The sequence below is a fragment of the Pseudomonas sp. E1MeOHC2 genome (genome assembly GCF_058745025.1).
Window position 1 is genome coordinate 3,049,219 of the sequence record NZ_CP196675.1, and the last position, 16,683, is coordinate 3,065,901.

The 16,683-nt window shown below is 63.4% G+C and carries 11 protein-coding genes; 6 read left to right on the plus strand and 5 right to left on the minus strand.

Going from position 1 to position 16,683, the window contains the following annotated elements:
• Positions 1 to 2 precede the first annotated feature (2 nt).
• From ACSSU5_RS13660 to speA, 3 genes are all read left to right on the plus strand, one after another.
• Positions 3 to 539: an NUDIX hydrolase gene (locus ACSSU5_RS13660; RefSeq protein WP_264310447.1), complete on the plus strand. Its 537-nt coding sequence runs from the start codon at positions 3 to 5 to the stop codon at positions 537 to 539.
• Between the two features lie 274 nt (positions 540 to 813).
• A complete protein-coding gene (locus tag ACSSU5_RS13665) occupies positions 814 to 1,185 on the plus strand; it encodes a translation initiation factor Sui1 (RefSeq protein WP_492559102.1) in 372 nt (123 codons plus the stop codon).
• A gap of 152 nt (positions 1,186 to 1,337) precedes the next feature.
• Positions 1,338 to 3,251, plus strand: a complete 1,914-nt coding sequence (gene speA, locus ACSSU5_RS13670) for an arginine decarboxylase (protein ID WP_264310445.1) — start codon at positions 1,338 to 1,340, stop codon at positions 3,249 to 3,251.
• 445 nt (positions 3,252 to 3,696) lie between these two features.
• Here the strand turns inward: speA and ACSSU5_RS13675 are convergent, their stop codons facing one another.
• Positions 3,697 to 4,038, minus strand: a complete 342-nt coding sequence (locus tag ACSSU5_RS13675; RefSeq protein ID WP_492561318.1) for a polymorphic toxin type 44 domain-containing protein — start codon at positions 4,036 to 4,038, stop codon at positions 3,697 to 3,699.
• Between the two features lie 142 nt (positions 4,039 to 4,180).
• Positions 4,181 to 5,530 (minus strand): MATE family efflux transporter, encoded by a 1,350-nt coding sequence (locus ACSSU5_RS13680; RefSeq protein ID WP_492559103.1) that lies wholly within the window; start codon positions 5,528 to 5,530, stop codon positions 4,181 to 4,183.
• Positions 5,531 to 5,699: 169 nt separating this feature from the next.
• Here ACSSU5_RS13680 and ACSSU5_RS13685 point away from each other — a divergent pair, with 169 nt between their 5' ends.
• Entirely contained in the window at positions 5,700 to 10,610 is a 4,911-nt protein-coding gene (locus tag ACSSU5_RS13685; protein WP_492559104.1) for an alpha-2-macroglobulin family protein, read from the plus strand.
• 151 nt (positions 10,611 to 10,761) lie between these two features.
• Here the strand turns inward: ACSSU5_RS13685 and ACSSU5_RS13690 are convergent, their stop codons facing one another.
• The gene (locus ACSSU5_RS13690; protein ID WP_027594960.1) at positions 10,762 to 11,055 is read right to left on the minus strand and encodes a hypothetical protein; all 294 of its coding nucleotides are present in this window, start codon (positions 11,053 to 11,055) and stop codon (positions 10,762 to 10,764) included.
• A gap of 77 nt (positions 11,056 to 11,132) precedes the next feature.
• Between ACSSU5_RS13690 and pbpC the strand changes: the two genes are divergently transcribed.
• Both pbpC and ACSSU5_RS13700 read left to right on the plus strand, forming a co-directional pair.
• A complete protein-coding gene (pbpC, locus tag ACSSU5_RS13695) occupies positions 11,133 to 13,487 on the plus strand; it encodes a peptidoglycan glycosyltransferase PbpC (RefSeq protein WP_264310441.1) in 2,355 nt (784 codons plus the stop codon).
• Between the two features lie 93 nt (positions 13,488 to 13,580).
• A complete protein-coding gene (locus ACSSU5_RS13700; RefSeq protein WP_492559105.1) occupies positions 13,581 to 15,254 on the plus strand; it encodes a ShlB/FhaC/HecB family hemolysin secretion/activation protein in 1,674 nt (557 codons plus the stop codon).
• Between the two features lie 44 nt (positions 15,255 to 15,298).
• Here the strand turns inward: ACSSU5_RS13700 and ACSSU5_RS13705 are convergent, their stop codons facing one another.
• Both ACSSU5_RS13705 and ACSSU5_RS13710 read right to left on the minus strand, forming a co-directional pair.
• Entirely contained in the window at positions 15,299 to 16,075 is a 777-nt protein-coding gene (locus ACSSU5_RS13705) for a response regulator transcription factor (protein ID WP_264310439.1), read from the minus strand.
• A gap of 119 nt (positions 16,076 to 16,194) precedes the next feature.
• Entirely contained in the window at positions 16,195 to 16,665 is a 471-nt protein-coding gene (locus tag ACSSU5_RS13710; RefSeq protein ID WP_264310438.1) for a prepilin peptidase, read from the minus strand.
• Between the last annotated feature and the right edge of the window lie 18 nt (positions 16,666 to 16,683).

Below are 16,683 nucleotides of genomic sequence, written 5' to 3' on the forward strand. Positions count from 1 at the left end.
TCGTGGCCATCAGCACCAAGGAGGCCGCCCACCGGGCGGCTTCCGACCGTGAGCTGGTCGCCTGGGTCGATGAGGCCGACCAGGTCCTTGGCGCCCTGCCCAGGGCAGACCTGCGCGAGCGCGGCCTGATTGGCCGCTGCACGTTCATCCTGCTGTTCAACAGCGCCGGTGAGTTGTGCGTGCACCGGCGTACCTTGAGCAAGGCGCTGTACCCAGGCTTTTGGGATGTGGCGGCGGGCGGCATGGTGACGGCGGGCGAGGGGTATGCCGAATCGGCTGCGCGTGAGTTGGCCGAGGAACTGGGGATCGACGGCGTCGAGCTGCGCTTTCATGAACGCTTCTACTTCGACCAACCCGACAACCGCTTGTGGTGTGCGGTGTATTCGGCGGTGTCCGATGCGCCGTTGCGCTTGCAGCCGGAAGAGGTGAGCGAGGCGCGGTTCATCAGCCTGGAGCAGGCGGAGGAAGAAAGCCTGGGCAAGCCGTATTGCCCGGACTCACTGGCGGCGTTGCAGCGGTACAAAGCCAGCTTGTCCTAGTTGCACGGCGTTGCAGCCTATTCGCGGGCACAGGTTTACCGGAGTCTTTAAGAACGGTGCAGTACCTGTAGGAGCGGGCTTGCCCGCGAAGGGTCGCAAAACATTCGCAAAATGGCGCATTCCAGTACTTAGCAATCCCCTGATTTATCGTTACACTGCGCGCCCTTTTCGGGCTGTCGCAGCATCTTGCGGCAGTAGCGCCGCCCCTGCCAGAGTGGGGCTTCGCGGTCGGCTCCCGCCGACCAGTTTTTGTCCTCAGCACAGAGGAACAAAAGTGGCCAAGAAAGCTTCTTCCTTTTCCGCCCTTGGCGGTCTCGTGTTCTCCACCGATGCCGGTCGGCACTGCCCTGACTGTAGCCAGCCGGTGGATGCCTGCATCTGCAAGCAGCAAATCATCCCGCAAGGCGATGGCATTGCCCGTGTGCGCCGTGAAAGCAAAGGCCGCGGTGGCAAGACCGTGACCACTGTCACCGGCGTGCCGCTGCCCCTCGATCAGCTCAAGGAGCTGGCCACAACGCTCAAGCGCCGCTGCGGTACCGGTGGCGCCTTGAAGGACGGGGTTATCGAGATTCAGGGCGACCATGTCGAGCTGTTGATCGACGAGCTGACCAAACAGGGTTTCAAGGCTAAAAAGTCCGGCGGCTGAGGCCAGTGCGCGAATTTTTGCCCAGTGCTTTCTAAACTCGTTCCTGTTGGAAGGGTCTACCCCTGAACTGGACGAATCGTCATTTTCAGCTTCTACACTGCGCCGGCCCTTTTGTTGGGGCAGTGTCTTGGACTTATTTATAGGGGACTTGAATGTCCGTACGACGCACACGCAAAGACGATGGTAGCCAATGGACCGTGGCCGACAGCCGCAGTGTTTACGGCATCCGCCATTGGGGCGCTGGTTATTTCGCCATCAATGAAGCCGGGCGCGTCGAAGTGCGCCCTAACGGCCCCCAGAGCGCGCCGATCGACCTGTTCGAACAGGTCGACGAACTGCGCCAGAGCGGGTTGTCGCTGCCGCTGCTGGTGCGCTTCCCCGACATTCTGCAAGACCGCGTGCGCCAGCTGACCGGAGCCTTCGACGCCAACATCGCGCGTCTTGAGTACCAGAGCCAGTACACCGCGCTGTACCCGATCAAGGTCAACCAGCAGGAAGCGGTGGTGGAAAACATCATCGCCACCCAGAACGTCTCGATTGGCCTGGAGGCCGGTTCCAAGCCCGAGCTGCTGGCAGTGCTGGCGCTGGCGCCGAAGGGCGGCACCATCGTCTGCAACGGTTACAAGGACCGGGAGTTCATCCGCCTGGCGCTGATGGGCCAGAAGCTGGGCCACAACGTGTTCATCGTCATCGAGAAGGAATCCGAGGTCGCCCTGGTGATCGACGAGGCCGCCGAACTCAAGGTCAAGCCGCAGGTTGGCTTGCGCGTGCGCCTGTCGTCGCTGGCGTCGAGCAAGTGGGCCGACACCGGTGGTGAGAAGTCCAAGTTCGGGTTGTCTGCCGCGCAGCTTATTTCGGTGGTGCAGCGCTTCCGCGATGCAGGCCTTGACCAGGGTATCCGCCTGCTGCACTTCCACATGGGCTCGCAGATCGCCAACCTGGCCGACTACCAGCACGGCTTCAAGGAAGCCATCCGTTACTACGGCGAGCTGCGTGCGTTGGGCCTGCCGGTCGATCACATCGACGTCGGTGGTGGCCTGGGTGTGGACTACGACGGCACCCACTCGCGCAATGCCAGCTCGATCAACTACGACATGGATGACTATGCCGGCGTAGTGGTGGGCATGCTCAAGGAGTTCTGCGACGCGCAGGGCCTGCCGCACCCGCACATCTTCTCCGAGAGTGGCCGTTCGCTGACCGCGCACCATGCCATGCTGGTGATCCAGGTGACCGACGTCGAGAAACACAACGACGACGTACCGACCATTGAAAACAAGGAAAGCCTGCCCCAGACCGTGCAGTGGCTGGCCGACCTGCTTGGCCCGACCGACATCGAGATGGTCACCGAGACCTACTGGCGCGCCACCCACTACATGGGTGACGTGGCCGCGCAGTACGCCGATGGCAAGATCAGCCTGGCCGAGAAGGCCCTGGCCGAGCAGTGCTATTTCGCCGTGTGCCGTCGCCTGCACAACTCGCTGAAGGCGCGCCAGCGTTCGCACCGCCAGGTGCTGGACGAGCTCAACGACAAGCTGGCCGACAAGTACATCTGCAACTTCTCGGTGTTCCAGAGCCTGCCGGATACCTGGGCCATCGGCCAGGTGCTGCCGATCATCCCGCTGCACCGTCTGGACGAAGAGCCGATGCGCCGCGCGGTACTGCAGGACCTGACCTGCGACTCTGACGGCAAGATCAACCAGTACGTCGACGAGCAGAGCATCGAGACCAGCATGCCGGTGCATGCGCTGAAGGAAGGCGAGGACTACCTGCTGGGTGTGTTCCTGGTCGGTGCCTACCAGGAAATCCTGGGTGACATGCACAACCTGTTCGGTGACACCGACTCGGTGAACATCTACCAGAACGCCGATGGCAGCGTGTACCACGCCGGTATCGAGACCCACGACACCATCGAAGACATGCTGCGTTACGTGCACTTGTCGCCGGAGGAGTTGATGACCCACTACCGTGACAAGGTGGCCAGCGCCAAGATCACTGCGCGTGAGCGGACTCAGTTCCTGGATGCGCTGCGCCTTGGGCTGACGCGTTCTTCCTATCTGTCCTCCTGAGAATCAAAGGGGCCGTTATGCGGCCCCTTTTAGTTTTTACTTTTGTCGAGCCGTTGCGGTGAGCTCGACTGTAACAGGCAAGACTGCGCCATTTTCTCTGAGGGCTGTGGTACTCGAATAGCTGTAGACCTGTTCCTCTGTGCGAGCCGATATTCTCAAACCCTCAACGTATTTCACTGCTCCCGATTGTCGAGTGACGAGGAAGGGCGTAAGCGTCCGAAGGCTCTGCAATGCCCGATCATCTGGCTGTTTTTTTTCAGCTACAAAGTACAGGTAGGTCATCGGCACCGTTGCACCGCCAGCATCGCTGAGCACTTCATAAACGGCACTGTGTTTGCTAATTGGCGTTACCGATACGATCTTGGTCAGTGCTGGAGTTGAGCCTGCGGAGAAAATCCATAGGGCTTGCCCAAGGGTGAGTACAAACAACCCTCCTATCAGCCACCTAGTAGCCGTGTGACTTGGCATATTCGATACCTTTCCTGATCCATTCCTGGTCTTCAGGATCATCACCGTAAGGAGACTCACCCCACCATGATCCAAAGGATGAGTTACTGGTGCCCGCTCGGCTTTGTGCCCATCCGGCACCCCGCAATAGGAACGCTTCGGAAAGACCCGCAGCAGTTCCAGTTGCTCCATAGTTGAAGTTACCTAAGGCCTCGTACTCTCTTCCCTGTTGCTTGTAGTCCCATTCGCCTCGATTTCTAACCTTTGAATAGAACCATGACACTAGGAAAGCACTGCCGCCATTCTTGAAGTAGTTACGCTCTCGGCTTGCAGCATGCATGTTGCTTAGAACAGATATACCTGATGGCGCGGGTGGAGGGTACAGGATGGCTCCTTGCTCGTAGGCAGTTAAGATAAGCCCCCCTCCTTGGGTGCTGCATTTATCGGCCTGAGGCTTGGAAACAGTCAACCAAACATCTTTTTCATATTGTGTTTCCTTGCCCGCTGATCCACTGATCTTTTAACTTCCATCCCACCCACCCCAACGTCACCGCCCGCAACCCCATGAACCCGAGAAACGCCAACCACAGGCCATGGTTGCCGAACCCGCTCATGCCCACCGCCACCGGCAGTGCAATCAGCACCGACACCAACATCGCATTGCGCATCTCCCGTGCCCGCGTCGCGCCGATGAACAACCCGTCCAGCAGGTAACTCCACACCGCAATCAACGGCAACACCGCCAGGTAGGGCAAATACGGATAGGCCGCCGCCCGCACACTGTCGATGTCGGTCTGCAAGTCAATGAACAAGTGCCCACCCAGCAGGAACAACCCGGCAAACCCCAGGCTGGTGATCAGCGACCAGCCACAGGCGACCACCAGCGAGCGGCGCAGGGTGTCGCGATCACGGGCGCCAATGGCATGGCCGCACAGTGCCTCCACCGCATGCGCCAGCCCGTCGAGGGCGTAGGCGGTCAGCAGCAGGCCGTTGAGTAGCAGGGCGTTGGCCGCCACGGTGGACTCGCCCAGACGCGCGCCCTGCACTGTAATCAACAGGAACACCAGTTGTAGCGCCAGGCTACGCAGGAAGATATCGCGGTTGACCGCCAGCAGCGGCCGCCAGGCCTGCCAGCGTTTGAGTGCCACCCACACGACATGCCCCGGGTAGGCCCGCAGGGCCGGGCGGGTCAGGGCCAGGCCCAGCAGGGCGGCACTCCACTCGGCAATCACCGATGCCCGCGCCGAACCCAATACCCCCCAATCCAGGCCCAGGACGAACCATAGGTTCAAGACGATGTTCAGCAGGTTGGTTGTCAGCAGAATGGCCAACGGTGCCCGCGCGTTCTGGGTGCCCAGAAACCAGCCAACCAGTGCGTAGCTGGCCAGTGCTGCGGGCAGGCCAAGCAGGCGGGTGTGGAAGAAGTCTTCGGTGGATTGCTGCAGGGCTGCGCTGGGTTGCATCGCATGAAGTGCAAGCTGGCTGAACGGCAGGGCCAGCAGGCCAATCAACACGGCGAAGCCGACCGCCAGCAGCAGCCCTTGCACCAGCACTTGGCGCAACGCCGCACCGTCGCCACGGCCGGCAGCCTGGGCGGCGAAGCCGGTGGAACCCATGCGCAGGAAGCCCATCAGGCCGACCATGAAGGTGAACAACGTGGCGCCCACGGCCACGGCACCCAACTGGTGGGCGTGGGGGAGGTGGCCGATGACGGTGCTATCGACCAGCGCCACGAGCGGCACGGAGATATTGGACAGGATCATCGGCGCGGCCAGCGCCCAGACCTTGTGGTGGGTGGGGCGATGGCGCCAGTCGGCAGTCAGTGAGGTCATTGGTGGTCCTGGGGATCTGGGGCCGCTTTCCTGAAGGGCCACAGTGTAACGGCCAGGCAACCAATTCGCGCGACCATGGTCTCACCTGACGCGCAACGCCGGGTGCTGCACCTGACCTTGCGCTATAGTTGCTGCCCTCACGTACACGCTGCCAAAGAGTTCCTACTCCATGTTCAACAAAGGATTGTTGCTGGCCTGCGCGCTGGCTTTGCTCAGTGCCTGTGACTCTTCCACGCCGGATAAGCCGGCGCCGGCCGAGAAACCCGCTGCCACCGCGCTCGCCGAAGCCCCCGCGCCCAAGCGCGAAGACCCGGCTGCGCTCGCCAAGCGCTACGAGGGCCGTGAGCTCACGGTGCTGGATGTCTCGGAAGTGCAGCTCGATGGCGCCAGTGCGCTGTCGATCAGCTTCTCCGCACCGCTGGATGCGAAGCAGGACTTCGCCACCAAAGTGCACTTGGTCGACACCGTCAAAGGTAAGCTCGATGGCGCCTGGGAACTCTCCGACAACCAGATGGAACTGCGCCTGCGCCACCTGGAGCCACAGCGCAAGCTGGTACTGACCGTCGATAAAGGCCTGCTGGCAGTCAATGGCAAGCAGCTGGACAGCGAATCAGTGACCCGCCTGGAAACCCGCGACATGCAGCCGACCATCGGCTTCGCCAGCCGTGGCTCGCTGCTGCCCACACGCCTGGCCGAAGGCCTGCCGGTGATCGCGCTCAACGTCGACAAGGTCGATGTCGAGTTCTTCCGCGTGAAGCCCGAGATGCTTTCGACGTTCCTGGTCAACTGGGGACGCAACAGCAGCCTGTACTACTACCAGTCCAAGGAAACCCTGGACATGGCCGAGCTGGTCTACAGCGGCCGCTTCGACCTCAACCCTGCGCGCAACACCCGCGAGACCGTGCTGCTGCCGATCGCCGGGATCAAGCCGCTGCAGGCACCGGGCGTGTACCTGGCGGTGATGCGTGCCTCGGGTACCTACGACTACTCGCAGCCGGCGACCTTGTTCAGCCTCAGCGACATTGGCGTCTCTGCGCACCGTTACCGCGACCGCCTCGACGTGTTCGCCCAGGCCTTGGAAGGGGGCAAGGCGATCAAGGACGTCAACCTTGAGGTGCATGACGAGAAGGGCAAGCTGCTGGCCCAGGCCAAGACGGATGGCGACGGCCACGCGCAACTGCCGATCACGCCCAAGGCCGATACCCTGATTGCCACGCAAGGCGTGCACACCACATTGCTGCGCCTGAACACCGCCGCCCTGGACCTGGCCGAATTCGATATCACCGGCCCTCAATCCAACCCTTTGCAGTTGTTCATCTTCGGCCCCCGCGACCTGTATCGTCCGGGCGAGACGGTGCTGCTCAACGGCCTGTTGCGCGATCAAGATGGCAAGCCGGTCAAGGCTCAGCCGGTCAGCGTGGAAGTGCGTCGCCCCGATGAGCAGGTCAGTCGCAAGTTCGTCTGGGAGGCGGATGGCAGTGGCCTGTATCAGTACCAGCTGCAACTGGCCAGCGAAGCACCGACCGGTCGCTGGCAATTGCTGCTCGACCTGGGGGGCGGGCGCAAGCAGGTCTACGAGTTTCTGGTCGAAGACTTCCTCCCCGAGCGTCTGGCGCTGGAGCTCAAAGGCAGCAGCACGCCGCTTGCGCCAGATCAGGACGCCCACATCCAGGTCAATGGCCGCTACCTCTACGGCGCGCCCGCTGCGGGTAACCGCCTGAGTGGCCAAGCCTACGTGCGCCCGCTGCGCGAAGCGGTGCCGGCGCTGCCGGGCTACCAGTTCGGCTCGGTCACCGAAACTGAACTGAACCAGGACCTGGAGCTGGACGAAGTCACCCTCGACCAGGCCGGCAAGGCGGTGGTCGATATCGAAAGCCGCTGGGCCGAAGCCCGCTCGCCGCTGCAACTGACCGTGCAGGCGAGCCTGCAGGAGTCTGGCGGCCGGCCGATCACCCGTCGTCTGGAACAGCCGATCTGGCCTGCCGAGCGCTTGCCGGGCCTGCGCGGCCTGTTCGAGGGTGAGGAAACCGACAGTGACGGCCCCGTGGAATTCGAGTTCCTGGTGGCCGACCGTGACGGCAAGAAGCTGGCAGCCAACGACCTCAAGGTGCGGTTGATCCGCGAGCGCCGTGACTACTACTGGAACTACTCGCAGAGCGACGGCTGGAGCTACAACTACAACGAGAAATTCCTCACCCAGAACGAGGAGACCGTCAGTGTCAAGGCCGGCTCGACGGCCAAGTTGTCGTTCCAGGTCGAGTGGGGCCCTTACCGGGTCGAGGTCGAAGACCCAGAAACCGGCCTGGTCTCCAGCGAGCGCTTCTGGGCCGGCTACCGCGCCCAGGACAACGCCGAAGGCGGCGCGGTGCGCCCGGACCAGGTCAAGCTGGCCCTGGACAAACCGTCCTACGCCGATGGTGCGTCGGCCAAGGTCACGGTGACACCGCCTGCCGCCGGCAATGGCTACCTGATGATCGAATCCAGTGATGGCCCCCTGTGGTGGCAAGAAATCGAGGTGCCGGCCGAAGGCAAGACCTTCGACGTGCAACTGGACAAAAAGTGGGCACGCCACGATTTGTATATCAGTGCCCTGGTGATCCGCCCCGGTGAGCGCAAGGCCAATGCCACACCGAAACGCGCGGTGGGCGTGCTGCACCTGCCGCTGGACCGTGCCGAGCGCAAGCTGGCGGTCAGCTTGCAGGCGCCGGAGAAAATGCGGCCCAAGCAGCCGTTGACGGTGAAGTTCAAGGTGGCCAATGCCGATGGCAGCGCAGCGGCTGCGGGGCAGCAGGTGCATGTGCTGTTGTCTGCGGTTGATGTGGGCATCCTCAACATCACCGATTTCAAAACCCCCGATCCGTTCGCCAGCCTGTTCGGCCGCAAAGCCTATGGCGCCGATCAACTGGACATCTACGGCCAGTTGATCGAGGCCGGCCAGGGCCGCCTGGCCAGCCTGGCATTTGGTGGTGACGCGGCCATGGCCAAGGGGGGCAAGCGCCCCAACACCACGGTGACCATCGTCGCTCAGCAGAGCCTGCCGGTGACCCTGGATGAGAAGGGCGAAGGGCAGGCCACTGTCGATATCCCCGACTTCAACGGTGAACTGCGGCTGATGGCGCAGGCCTGGACCGAGGATCACTTCGGCATGGCCGAGGGCAAGACCGTGGTGGCTGCACCGCTGATCGCCGAGCTTTCGGCGCCGCGCTTCCTCGCCGGTGGTGACCGCACCAGCCTGGCGCTGGACCTGGCCAACCTGTCGGGCCGTGCCCAGCAACTGAATGTCGAAATCAGCACCGAAGGCCAGTTGAGCCTTGCCGCGAGCGCGGTACAAAGCGTCGCGCTGGATGAGGGCCAGCGCCGCACGCTGATGATTCCGGTGCAGGCCCAGGGCGGCCTGGGGCAGGGTAAGGTGCGCGTGCGGGTCAATGGCCTGCAACTGCCAAACGAGCCGGCCACTGCCTTCGAGCGAGAGTGGACTTTGGGTGTGCGCCCGGCTTATCCCGCGATGCTCAAGCACTACCGGGTTGCCTTGAAGGACCAGCCCTGGTCGTTGCCCGACGCTGACCTGGCGGCCTTCGAACCGGCGGGCCTTGAAGCCAGCCTGGTTTTGTCGAGCCGACCGCCGCTGAACCTGGCCGAACAGATTCGCGCCCTCGAAGCCTACCCCTATGGCTGCCTGGAGCAGACCACCAGCGGCCTTTACCCGTCGCTGTACGCCGATGCCGAAAGCCTCAAGCGTTTGGGGATCAAGGGCGAGCCGGCCGACGTGCGCAAACGCAAGATCGAGATGGGCATCGAGCACCTGCTGGGCATGCAGCGCTACAACGGCAGCTTCGGCCTGTGGAGTTCGGACAGCGAAGAGGAGTACTGGCTGACCGCCTATGTCACCGACTTCCTGCTGCGCGCCCGTGACCAGGGCTACGGCGTGCCGGCCGAGGCGCTGAAGAAGGCCAATGAACGCCTGCTGCGCTACCTGCAGGAACGTAACCTGATCGAGGTCGACTACAGCGAGAACGCCGACCATACCCGCTTCGCCGTGCAGGCTTATGCCGCCCTGGTATTGTCGCGCAGCCAGCAGGCGCCGTTGGGCGCATTGCGCGGGCTGTTCGAGCGCCGTGCCGATGCCCGCTCCGGCTTGCCGCTGGTGCAATTGGCGGTGGCGCTGGAGAAGATGGGTGACAAACCACGCGCCGAGCAGGCCTTGCAAGCTGGGCTGGGTGTTGGCCGCAGCAAAGGCTGGATGGCCGACTACGGCAGCACGCTGCGTGACCAGGCATTGATTTTGGCGCTGTTGCAGGAGAGCAACCTGGCCGGTAACCAGGTTGACCAACGCCTGTTTGCGCTGTCTGACGAGTTGGCGGCCAACCGTTGGCTTTCGACCCAAGAGCGCAACGCGCTGTTCCTCGCTGGCCGTGGTTTGCTCGGCAAGCCGGAAGGCAAGTGGCAGGCGCGCCTGGACAGCGCAGGCGAGATCCGCGAATTCAACAATGCCGAAACGGGCCTGAAGCTTGAAGGCCCGCTGCTGGCGTCGCCCTTGACTGTGAAGAACGAAGGCAGCGAAACGCTCTACCAGCAGCTGACGCTTTCTGGTTATCCACGCCAGGCTCCCTCGGCTGGCGGCAATGGCATGGAAATTCGTCGTGAATACCTGGGCATGAACGGCCAGCCGCTGGACCTGCACAACCTGCGCAGCGGCGATCTGGTGCTGGTGCACTTGGCCCTCAAGGCCGAAGCGCGTGTGCCGGATGCGCTGGTGGTTGATCTGCTGCCAGCCGGCCTTGAGCTGGAAAACCAGAACCTGGCACAGAGTGCGGCCAGCCTGGACAACGCCAGCAGCGCGGTGAAGGCGTGGCGTGAGTCGATGCAAAATGCCAGCGTGGTGCACCAGGAGTACCGTGATGACCGGTATGTGGCCGCGCTCAAACTGGATGGCTATGGCACCACGCACCTGCTGTACCTGGCACGGGCAGTGACGCCGGGCACCTACCGTGTGCCACCGCCGCAGGTCGAGTCGATGTATAGGCCGAACCTGCAGGCAGTGGGCGATGGGCAAGGCGAGATGACTGTCAAAGCCCGCTGAGCCACTGCCGTCGCGGCATTGCTAATGTGTTCTCGGGCGCGCGTGTAGGAGCGGCCTTGCCGGGGCGCCGGACCGGTCGGAAAGGGCTGCGTAGCAGCCCTTTCGCGACGCAAGCACACACACGCACCCATAGCACGATGCGGCGATGCCCTCAGTGAATCACCCAGCTCATCACCCACAACCCCAGCACCAACCAGATGATCCCGAGAATGATCGAAGCGCGCATGAAGGCGCGGATGGCCGAGTACAGCAGCATCAAGCCGACGACCAGGGCGAGGATGCTGACCAGCGAGGTGTCCATGCCCAGCGTGCGCGCCAAGCCATCGATGAAATTGCCCCCGGCATTGGCCAGCAGGTTGAACAGCCCGCTCAATGCGTCAACGATAAAGCGGATCAACGAACCGAGTGCGTGGCCCAGCCACCCGAAAAAATCTTCTACATGCATAGTTGCTTCCTGATCAACACACCGGCGAGGTTGCCGTTCCCAAGCCTTTGGCCATCAGTTGGCCAAGTCGGTTCCCGATGCCAAGCTTAGCGCGGCCGCGCACGCGCGCGGGCAGGATTCTACGTGGCGGGGTCATCACCCTGGTGCTGGCTGTTGGCCTGTTGTGGCTGGCCGACCGGATCTGGCCGTTGCCCCTGCCAGGCGACGACCTGGCGCGGGTGGTGCTGGCCGAAGATGGCACGCCGTTGTGGCGCTTTGCCGACGCCGAGGGCGTGTGGCGCTATCCGGTCAGCCCGGATGAGGTTTCGCCGCTGTACCTGCAAGCATTGCTGACCTACGAGGACCGTTGGTTCTATCGCCATCCAGGGGTCAACCCGCTGGCTCTGGCTCGCGCTGCCTGGCTGAACCTGCGCGGTGGGCGCGTGGTGTCGGGCGGCAGTACGCTGTCGATGCAGGTGGCGCGCCTGCTCGATCCGCATGACCGGACGCTGGCCGGCAAACTGCGCCAGCTATGGCGCACGGCACAGCTGGAGTGGCACCTGTCGAAGCGCGAAATCCTGCAGATCTACCTCGACCGCGCGCCCTTTGGCGGCACCCTGCAGGGCGTGGCGGCTGCCAGCTGGGCGTATCTGGGCAAGTCGCCCAAACACCTGACGCCGTCCGAAGCGGCACTGCTTGCGGTGCTGCCCCAGGCACCCAGCCGCTTGCGCCCGGACCGCCACCCCGAACGTGCCCAGCGCGCCCGCGACAAGGTGCTGCAACGTCTGGGCGAATACCAGGTGTGGCCAACCCAACAACTCAAGGAGGCCGCCGAAGAACCCTTGCTGCTGGCACCGCGCCAGGAGCCGGCCCTGGCGCCATTGCTGGCGCGGCGGCTGAATACGGCCGATAGCCCACCGCTGATTCGCACCACGCTCGACGCCGCCTTGCAACGGCGCCTCGAAGACCTGTTGCTGGGCTGGCGCGCACGGCTGCCGGAGCGCACGTCGGCGGCGATTCTGGTGGTGGATGCGCAGACCATGGCAGTGCGCGCCTACCTGGGCTCGATCGACCTGGCCGATGAGCGACGCTTCGGCCATGTCGACATGGTGCGTTCGTTGCGTTCGCCCGGTTCGACGCTCAAACCGTTCCTCTACGGCATGGCTTTGGACGACGGGCTTATCCACTCCGAATCGCTGCTGCAGGATGTGCCCAGGCGTTACGGCGACTATCGGCCGGGCAACTTCTCCATGGGCTTCAGCGGGCCGGTGTCGGCCAGTTCGGCGTTGGCCCTGTCGCTCAACTTGCCAGCGGTTCAACTGCTTGAAGCCTATGGCCCGAAGCGCTTTGCGGCGCAGCTGCGCATGGCCGGTATGCCGCTGATGCTACCGCCCTTGGCCGAGCCTAACCTTTCGCTGATCCTCGGTGGCGCGGGCAGCCGCCTGGAAGAACTGGTCGGCGGCTATGCGGCGCTGGCCCGGGCCGGCAACAGTGCACGCATCCGCCTGCAGCCCCAGGACCCGCTGGTGGAGCGACGCCTGCTGTCGCCAGGGGCGGCGTGGATTATCCGGCGTATTCTCAGCGGCCAAGCGCGCCCGGACCGTGACCCGCATGCCGAACTGGTGCAGCGCCCGCAACTGGCCTGGAAAACCGGTACCAGCTACGGCTTTCGTGACGCCTGGTCGATTGGCGTTGGCCCGCGCTACCTGATCGGTGTATGGATCGGCCGCCCCGACGGCACGCCCGTACCTGGGCAGTTCGGCCTGGCCTCTGCGGCCCCCTTGATGCTTCAGGTGCATGACCTGTTGAGCAACCGCGATGCCCAGCGCGGTATCAGCGTGCCGGTCGAGCGGGTGCCCGATACCATCGGCGTGGCAGCCATTTGCTGGCCGCTGGGCCAGCCGATGAACCGGCAAGACCCCAACTGCCGCCGCCAGCGTTTTGCCTGGACCCTCGACGGCACCACGCCGCCGACCTTGCAGGCGGCCGACCAACCGCTCGGGATGGGTTTGCGCGAGCGCGTCTGGGTCAATGCTCAAGGGCTGCGCGTCGATGGCAGTTGCCCTGGGGCCAAGGTGCGCGACATCGCCCTCTGGCCAGCCCCGCTGGAGCCTTGGCTGCCGCGTATCGAGCGGCGTGCGGCACGGCTGCCGGCAGTGGACCCGGCCTGCCCACCGCAGGCGCCCGCCAGTGCGCCGCCGCTGTCGATCGTTGGTGTGCGCCCGGGTGACAACCTGCGCCGACCGGCAACCAGCAGCGAGCCATTGCAGGTGTACGTGTCGGCCCTCGGTGGCGGCGGCCGACGCTGGTGGTTCCTCAATGGCCAGCCGTTGGGCGAAACCCAGGGCCAGGACAGCCTGCTGGTGCGCTTCGAACGCGCCGGGCAGATCGAACTCAGCGCGCTGGACGAAAGTGGCGAGACCGCGCGGGTGGTATTTCAGGTCAGCGAGTAGCCGTTCGACGATTGCCGGGCCAGCACCTACGCTTTGCAAAAGACGGGTGTGACCGGCCGGCGCCCCGGTACCCAAGGGATCATGGAGCGTCCTATGCGTCCTCTGGTCGTGCCCCTGTTATTGCTGCCTTGGGCCCTCTTGGCCCAGGCAGAGCCGTTACCGGGCTTTCTCGACAGCCATGAAAACGAGCGTCGCCTGCCCGCCGTCAACCTGCCAGTAGACGCCTACCGCCCCGTCACCCCCAGCCTGCGGCTGGCGCTGCCAACTGCCCGTACTGTTGGCTGGGCGCCCATGGATTCCAGGCTGGTGTTGCGCAAGGTGCGCTTCGAGGGTGGGACGGTGTTCCCTTTGAGTGAGCTGCGCGAACACTTCCAGCCGTTGATCGGGCGCGAAACAACACCGGGTGAGTTGCAAGCGTTCACCGAGCGCCTCACCCAGCGCTACCGGCAGGACGGTTACCTGTTGTCCTACGCTTACCTGCCGCCGCAGGATTTTGCCGACGGCCGTGTCCATGTGGTGCTGGTAGAGGGCTATATCCAGGGCTACCGGCTCGAAGGCGACATCGGCCCGGCCCGCGCTTACCTGGAGCAGTTGTTGCAGCGGCTTCCGGCCGAACGCCCGTTGACCCAGGAAACGCTCGATCGCTACATCGGCCTTGCCGAACGTATCCCGGGCGTGGCAATGGACGCCGAATTGACAGCGGCGCAGTCGCCTGAGGGCGCCGCACGCCTGAGGGTGCATGCTCGGCGTACGCCGTTTGCTGCCGGTTTGACTGTGAACGATGGCAGCCGTGAGGACGCCCAGGCACTGTTTACCCTCTTCAGCAATGCCCAGACCCGCTATGGCGAACAATTTACGGCAAGCCTGTTGCTACCTCCCGGGGATGATCAGGCCCATTACCAACGACTGGATTACAGCCAGTACCTGGATGCCGAAGGCAGCCAGTTGCTGGTCTCTGCTTCGCGCTATCGCAGTACGCCGGGCACCCGTATTCGCTTGGATGACGGCAGCGATCTCACGCAGAAGCGTGAAAGCGAGCGTTACTCGGTTGGCCTTGGCCAGCCGCTGATCGTCAAGGCGGATGAGTGGATGACGGTGGCGGGGCGTTTCTATGCGGTCAGCGAGCATATCGAAGATCGGCCGGCGGGGCTTTTGCGGGCACACGAGTACGACAGTTATGTCCGCGCGCTGTCCTTCGAGGGCAATTGGCGCAAGGCTGACGCTCACCGCTTGCGTATCGTCAGTGCCGGGGTCTATCAAGGCCTGGATTACCTGGGGGCGCGCAGCGACGTGGACTATGACCTCGATTTTTTGCGTCTGCGCCTGGCGGGGTTACAGAGTGATCAGCTGTTCGACGGTTGGCAGGGGGTAGTGTCGGGTGCCCTGTTCTGGAGTGACGACAAACTGCCCGACAGCGAGCGGGCGGTGTTCGGCGGGCAGAGCTTCGGCCGCGGTTATCCTCGGGACCAGGCGGCGGGGGACAAGGGCTGGGGTGTGGCGTATGAGTTCAACTACAGCGTTCGGCACAACGGCAACTGGCTGAAGGTAGTGCAGCCCTATGCGGTACTCGATGCTGCCCGCGCCTGGTACAACGCAGGCAGGGTCGAGGATGCGCGGATGACGTCAGTCGCGCTTGGGCTACGCCTGGGGGATGGGCGCTACTTCAATGGTGCTGTAGAGGTGGCGAAGCCTTTGGCGGATGTTGCCCTGGATAGCATGAGCCGGGGGCCACGCTTGACGCTTAGCCTGACCTATCAGATGGAATGAGGCCTACCGCCGGCAAGTCGGCTGCCGATGACAGGGCCAGCATTTCAATGAGCGGTAAACCGCTGATGCACCGGTGAAGTACTCGGCGTCAACGCGAGCGCCAGTTGCGTGCGGTTGTGCATGCGGGTCAGGCGCAGCACCTGGGAAACGTAGAGTTTCACGGTGTTTTCGGTAATGCCCAATTCGCAGGCAATCTGGTAGTTGGTTTTGCCTGTGCTCACCAGGCGGGCCACTTCCAGTTGGCGCGGCGACAGCTTCTCGAACACCGCTGGCAGCTCGCTTTCGCTTTCCTCGACATCGCTGGCACGGCGATGTACACCTTGGCCACGGGCCTTTTCAAGGTCCTGGTAGAGCTCGTCAACGGATGATGCCAAATCCTGCAGGCGCTGGTTCAGGCCGCCGAGCTCCTTGATGTTGCGCTGGCGTTCGAGCAATGCCTGCTCCTGACGGCGCACGCCCTCGAGCAGTTCGTCGAGGTTCATCGGCTTCTGATAATAATCGGCAAAACCTGCGCGTAACGCGCGGATTACATCCTGTTTTTCAGCACGGCCGGTCAGCATGATCGCTTCGAACATGCGCTGGGTGCCGGCGAGCGCCTTCAATGCGTTGACCAGCTCGATACCATCGCGCTGCGGCATGTGCAGGTCGCACAGCACCAGGCCAATGCTTTTGTCGGCCAGGTAGCGCTCGATGGCCTGGTCGGTGGAGTGGGCCGGGACGCAACGGTGGCCCTGGCTTTCGAGGAATTCACACAGTTGTTCGACGATTGATGGCTGGTCATCGACCACCAGTACCTTCACTTCACTGGACGGCTTGTTCACGATCAACTCCCTGTTCGTAATCGGCCCTGCTCCCGGGCCAGACACTCTGGCAGCTTAAAAGTAGTCGTACTTGGCGATTCTGTACAAGGCCTGTACAAGTTATAGGACCACAGGGCTGATTATTGGATCCATACAGCGGTGAGAAGAAAGCCCGCCAGCACGTACGGCACGAAGGCCTGTTTGTCGCCCATTTCCTCCGTCAGGGCCTGCAAGCGCTTCTTCACCTTGGGGTTGAGCAGGGTCCACAACCGGCGACGCGTGAGCAGCCACAGCAGCACCGTGACACCGGCCCCGATGAAGGTGCCGAGCACATACTGAGGGCTGGTTGCCAGGGCCAGGGCGCCCATCAGCTTGACGTCGTCGGCGCCGAAACGCCCGAGCATGTAGCCGGGCAGCGTCAGCAGCATGACGATGGCCAGTGCCCAGCCGGCGTCGCTGGCATCGGCGCCGATCCAGCTGTGGCCGGTGGCGAACAGCCAGGCCAGCGCGCAGGCCGCGACGCCGAGGGTTAGCAGGTTGGAGATCTGGCGTTGACGCACATCCTGTTCGGAGCACAAGGCAAGCCACATCAAGAGAACAATGCTTTGCATTGGCAGGTCGCCTTCCCC

Coding starts and splice junctions, on each gene's coding strand:
- ACSSU5_RS13675 (WP_492561318.1), bottom strand. CDS start 4,038: ATGCATGCTGCAAGCCGAGAGCGTAACTACTTCAAGAATGGCGGCAGT.
- ACSSU5_RS13690 (WP_027594960.1), bottom strand. CDS start 11,055: ATGCATGTAGAAGATTTTTTCGGGTGGCTGGGCCACGCACTCGGTTCG.
- ACSSU5_RS13685 (WP_492559104.1), top strand. CDS start 5,700: ATGTTCAACAAAGGATTGTTGCTGGCCTGCGCGCTGGCTTTGCTCAGT.
- speA (WP_264310445.1), top strand. CDS start 1,338: ATGTCCGTACGACGCACACGCAAAGACGATGGTAGCCAATGGACCGTG.
- pbpC (WP_264310441.1), top strand. CDS start 11,133: ATGCCAAGCTTAGCGCGGCCGCGCACGCGCGCGGGCAGGATTCTACGT.
- ACSSU5_RS13710 (WP_264310438.1), bottom strand. CDS start 16,665: ATGCAAAGCATTGTTCTCTTGATGTGGCTTGCCTTGTGCTCCGAACAG.
- ACSSU5_RS13680 (WP_492559103.1), bottom strand. CDS start 5,530: ATGACCTCACTGACTGCCGACTGGCGCCATCGCCCCACCCACCACAAG.
- ACSSU5_RS13700 (WP_492559105.1), top strand. CDS start 13,581: ATGCGTCCTCTGGTCGTGCCCCTGTTATTGCTGCCTTGGGCCCTCTTG.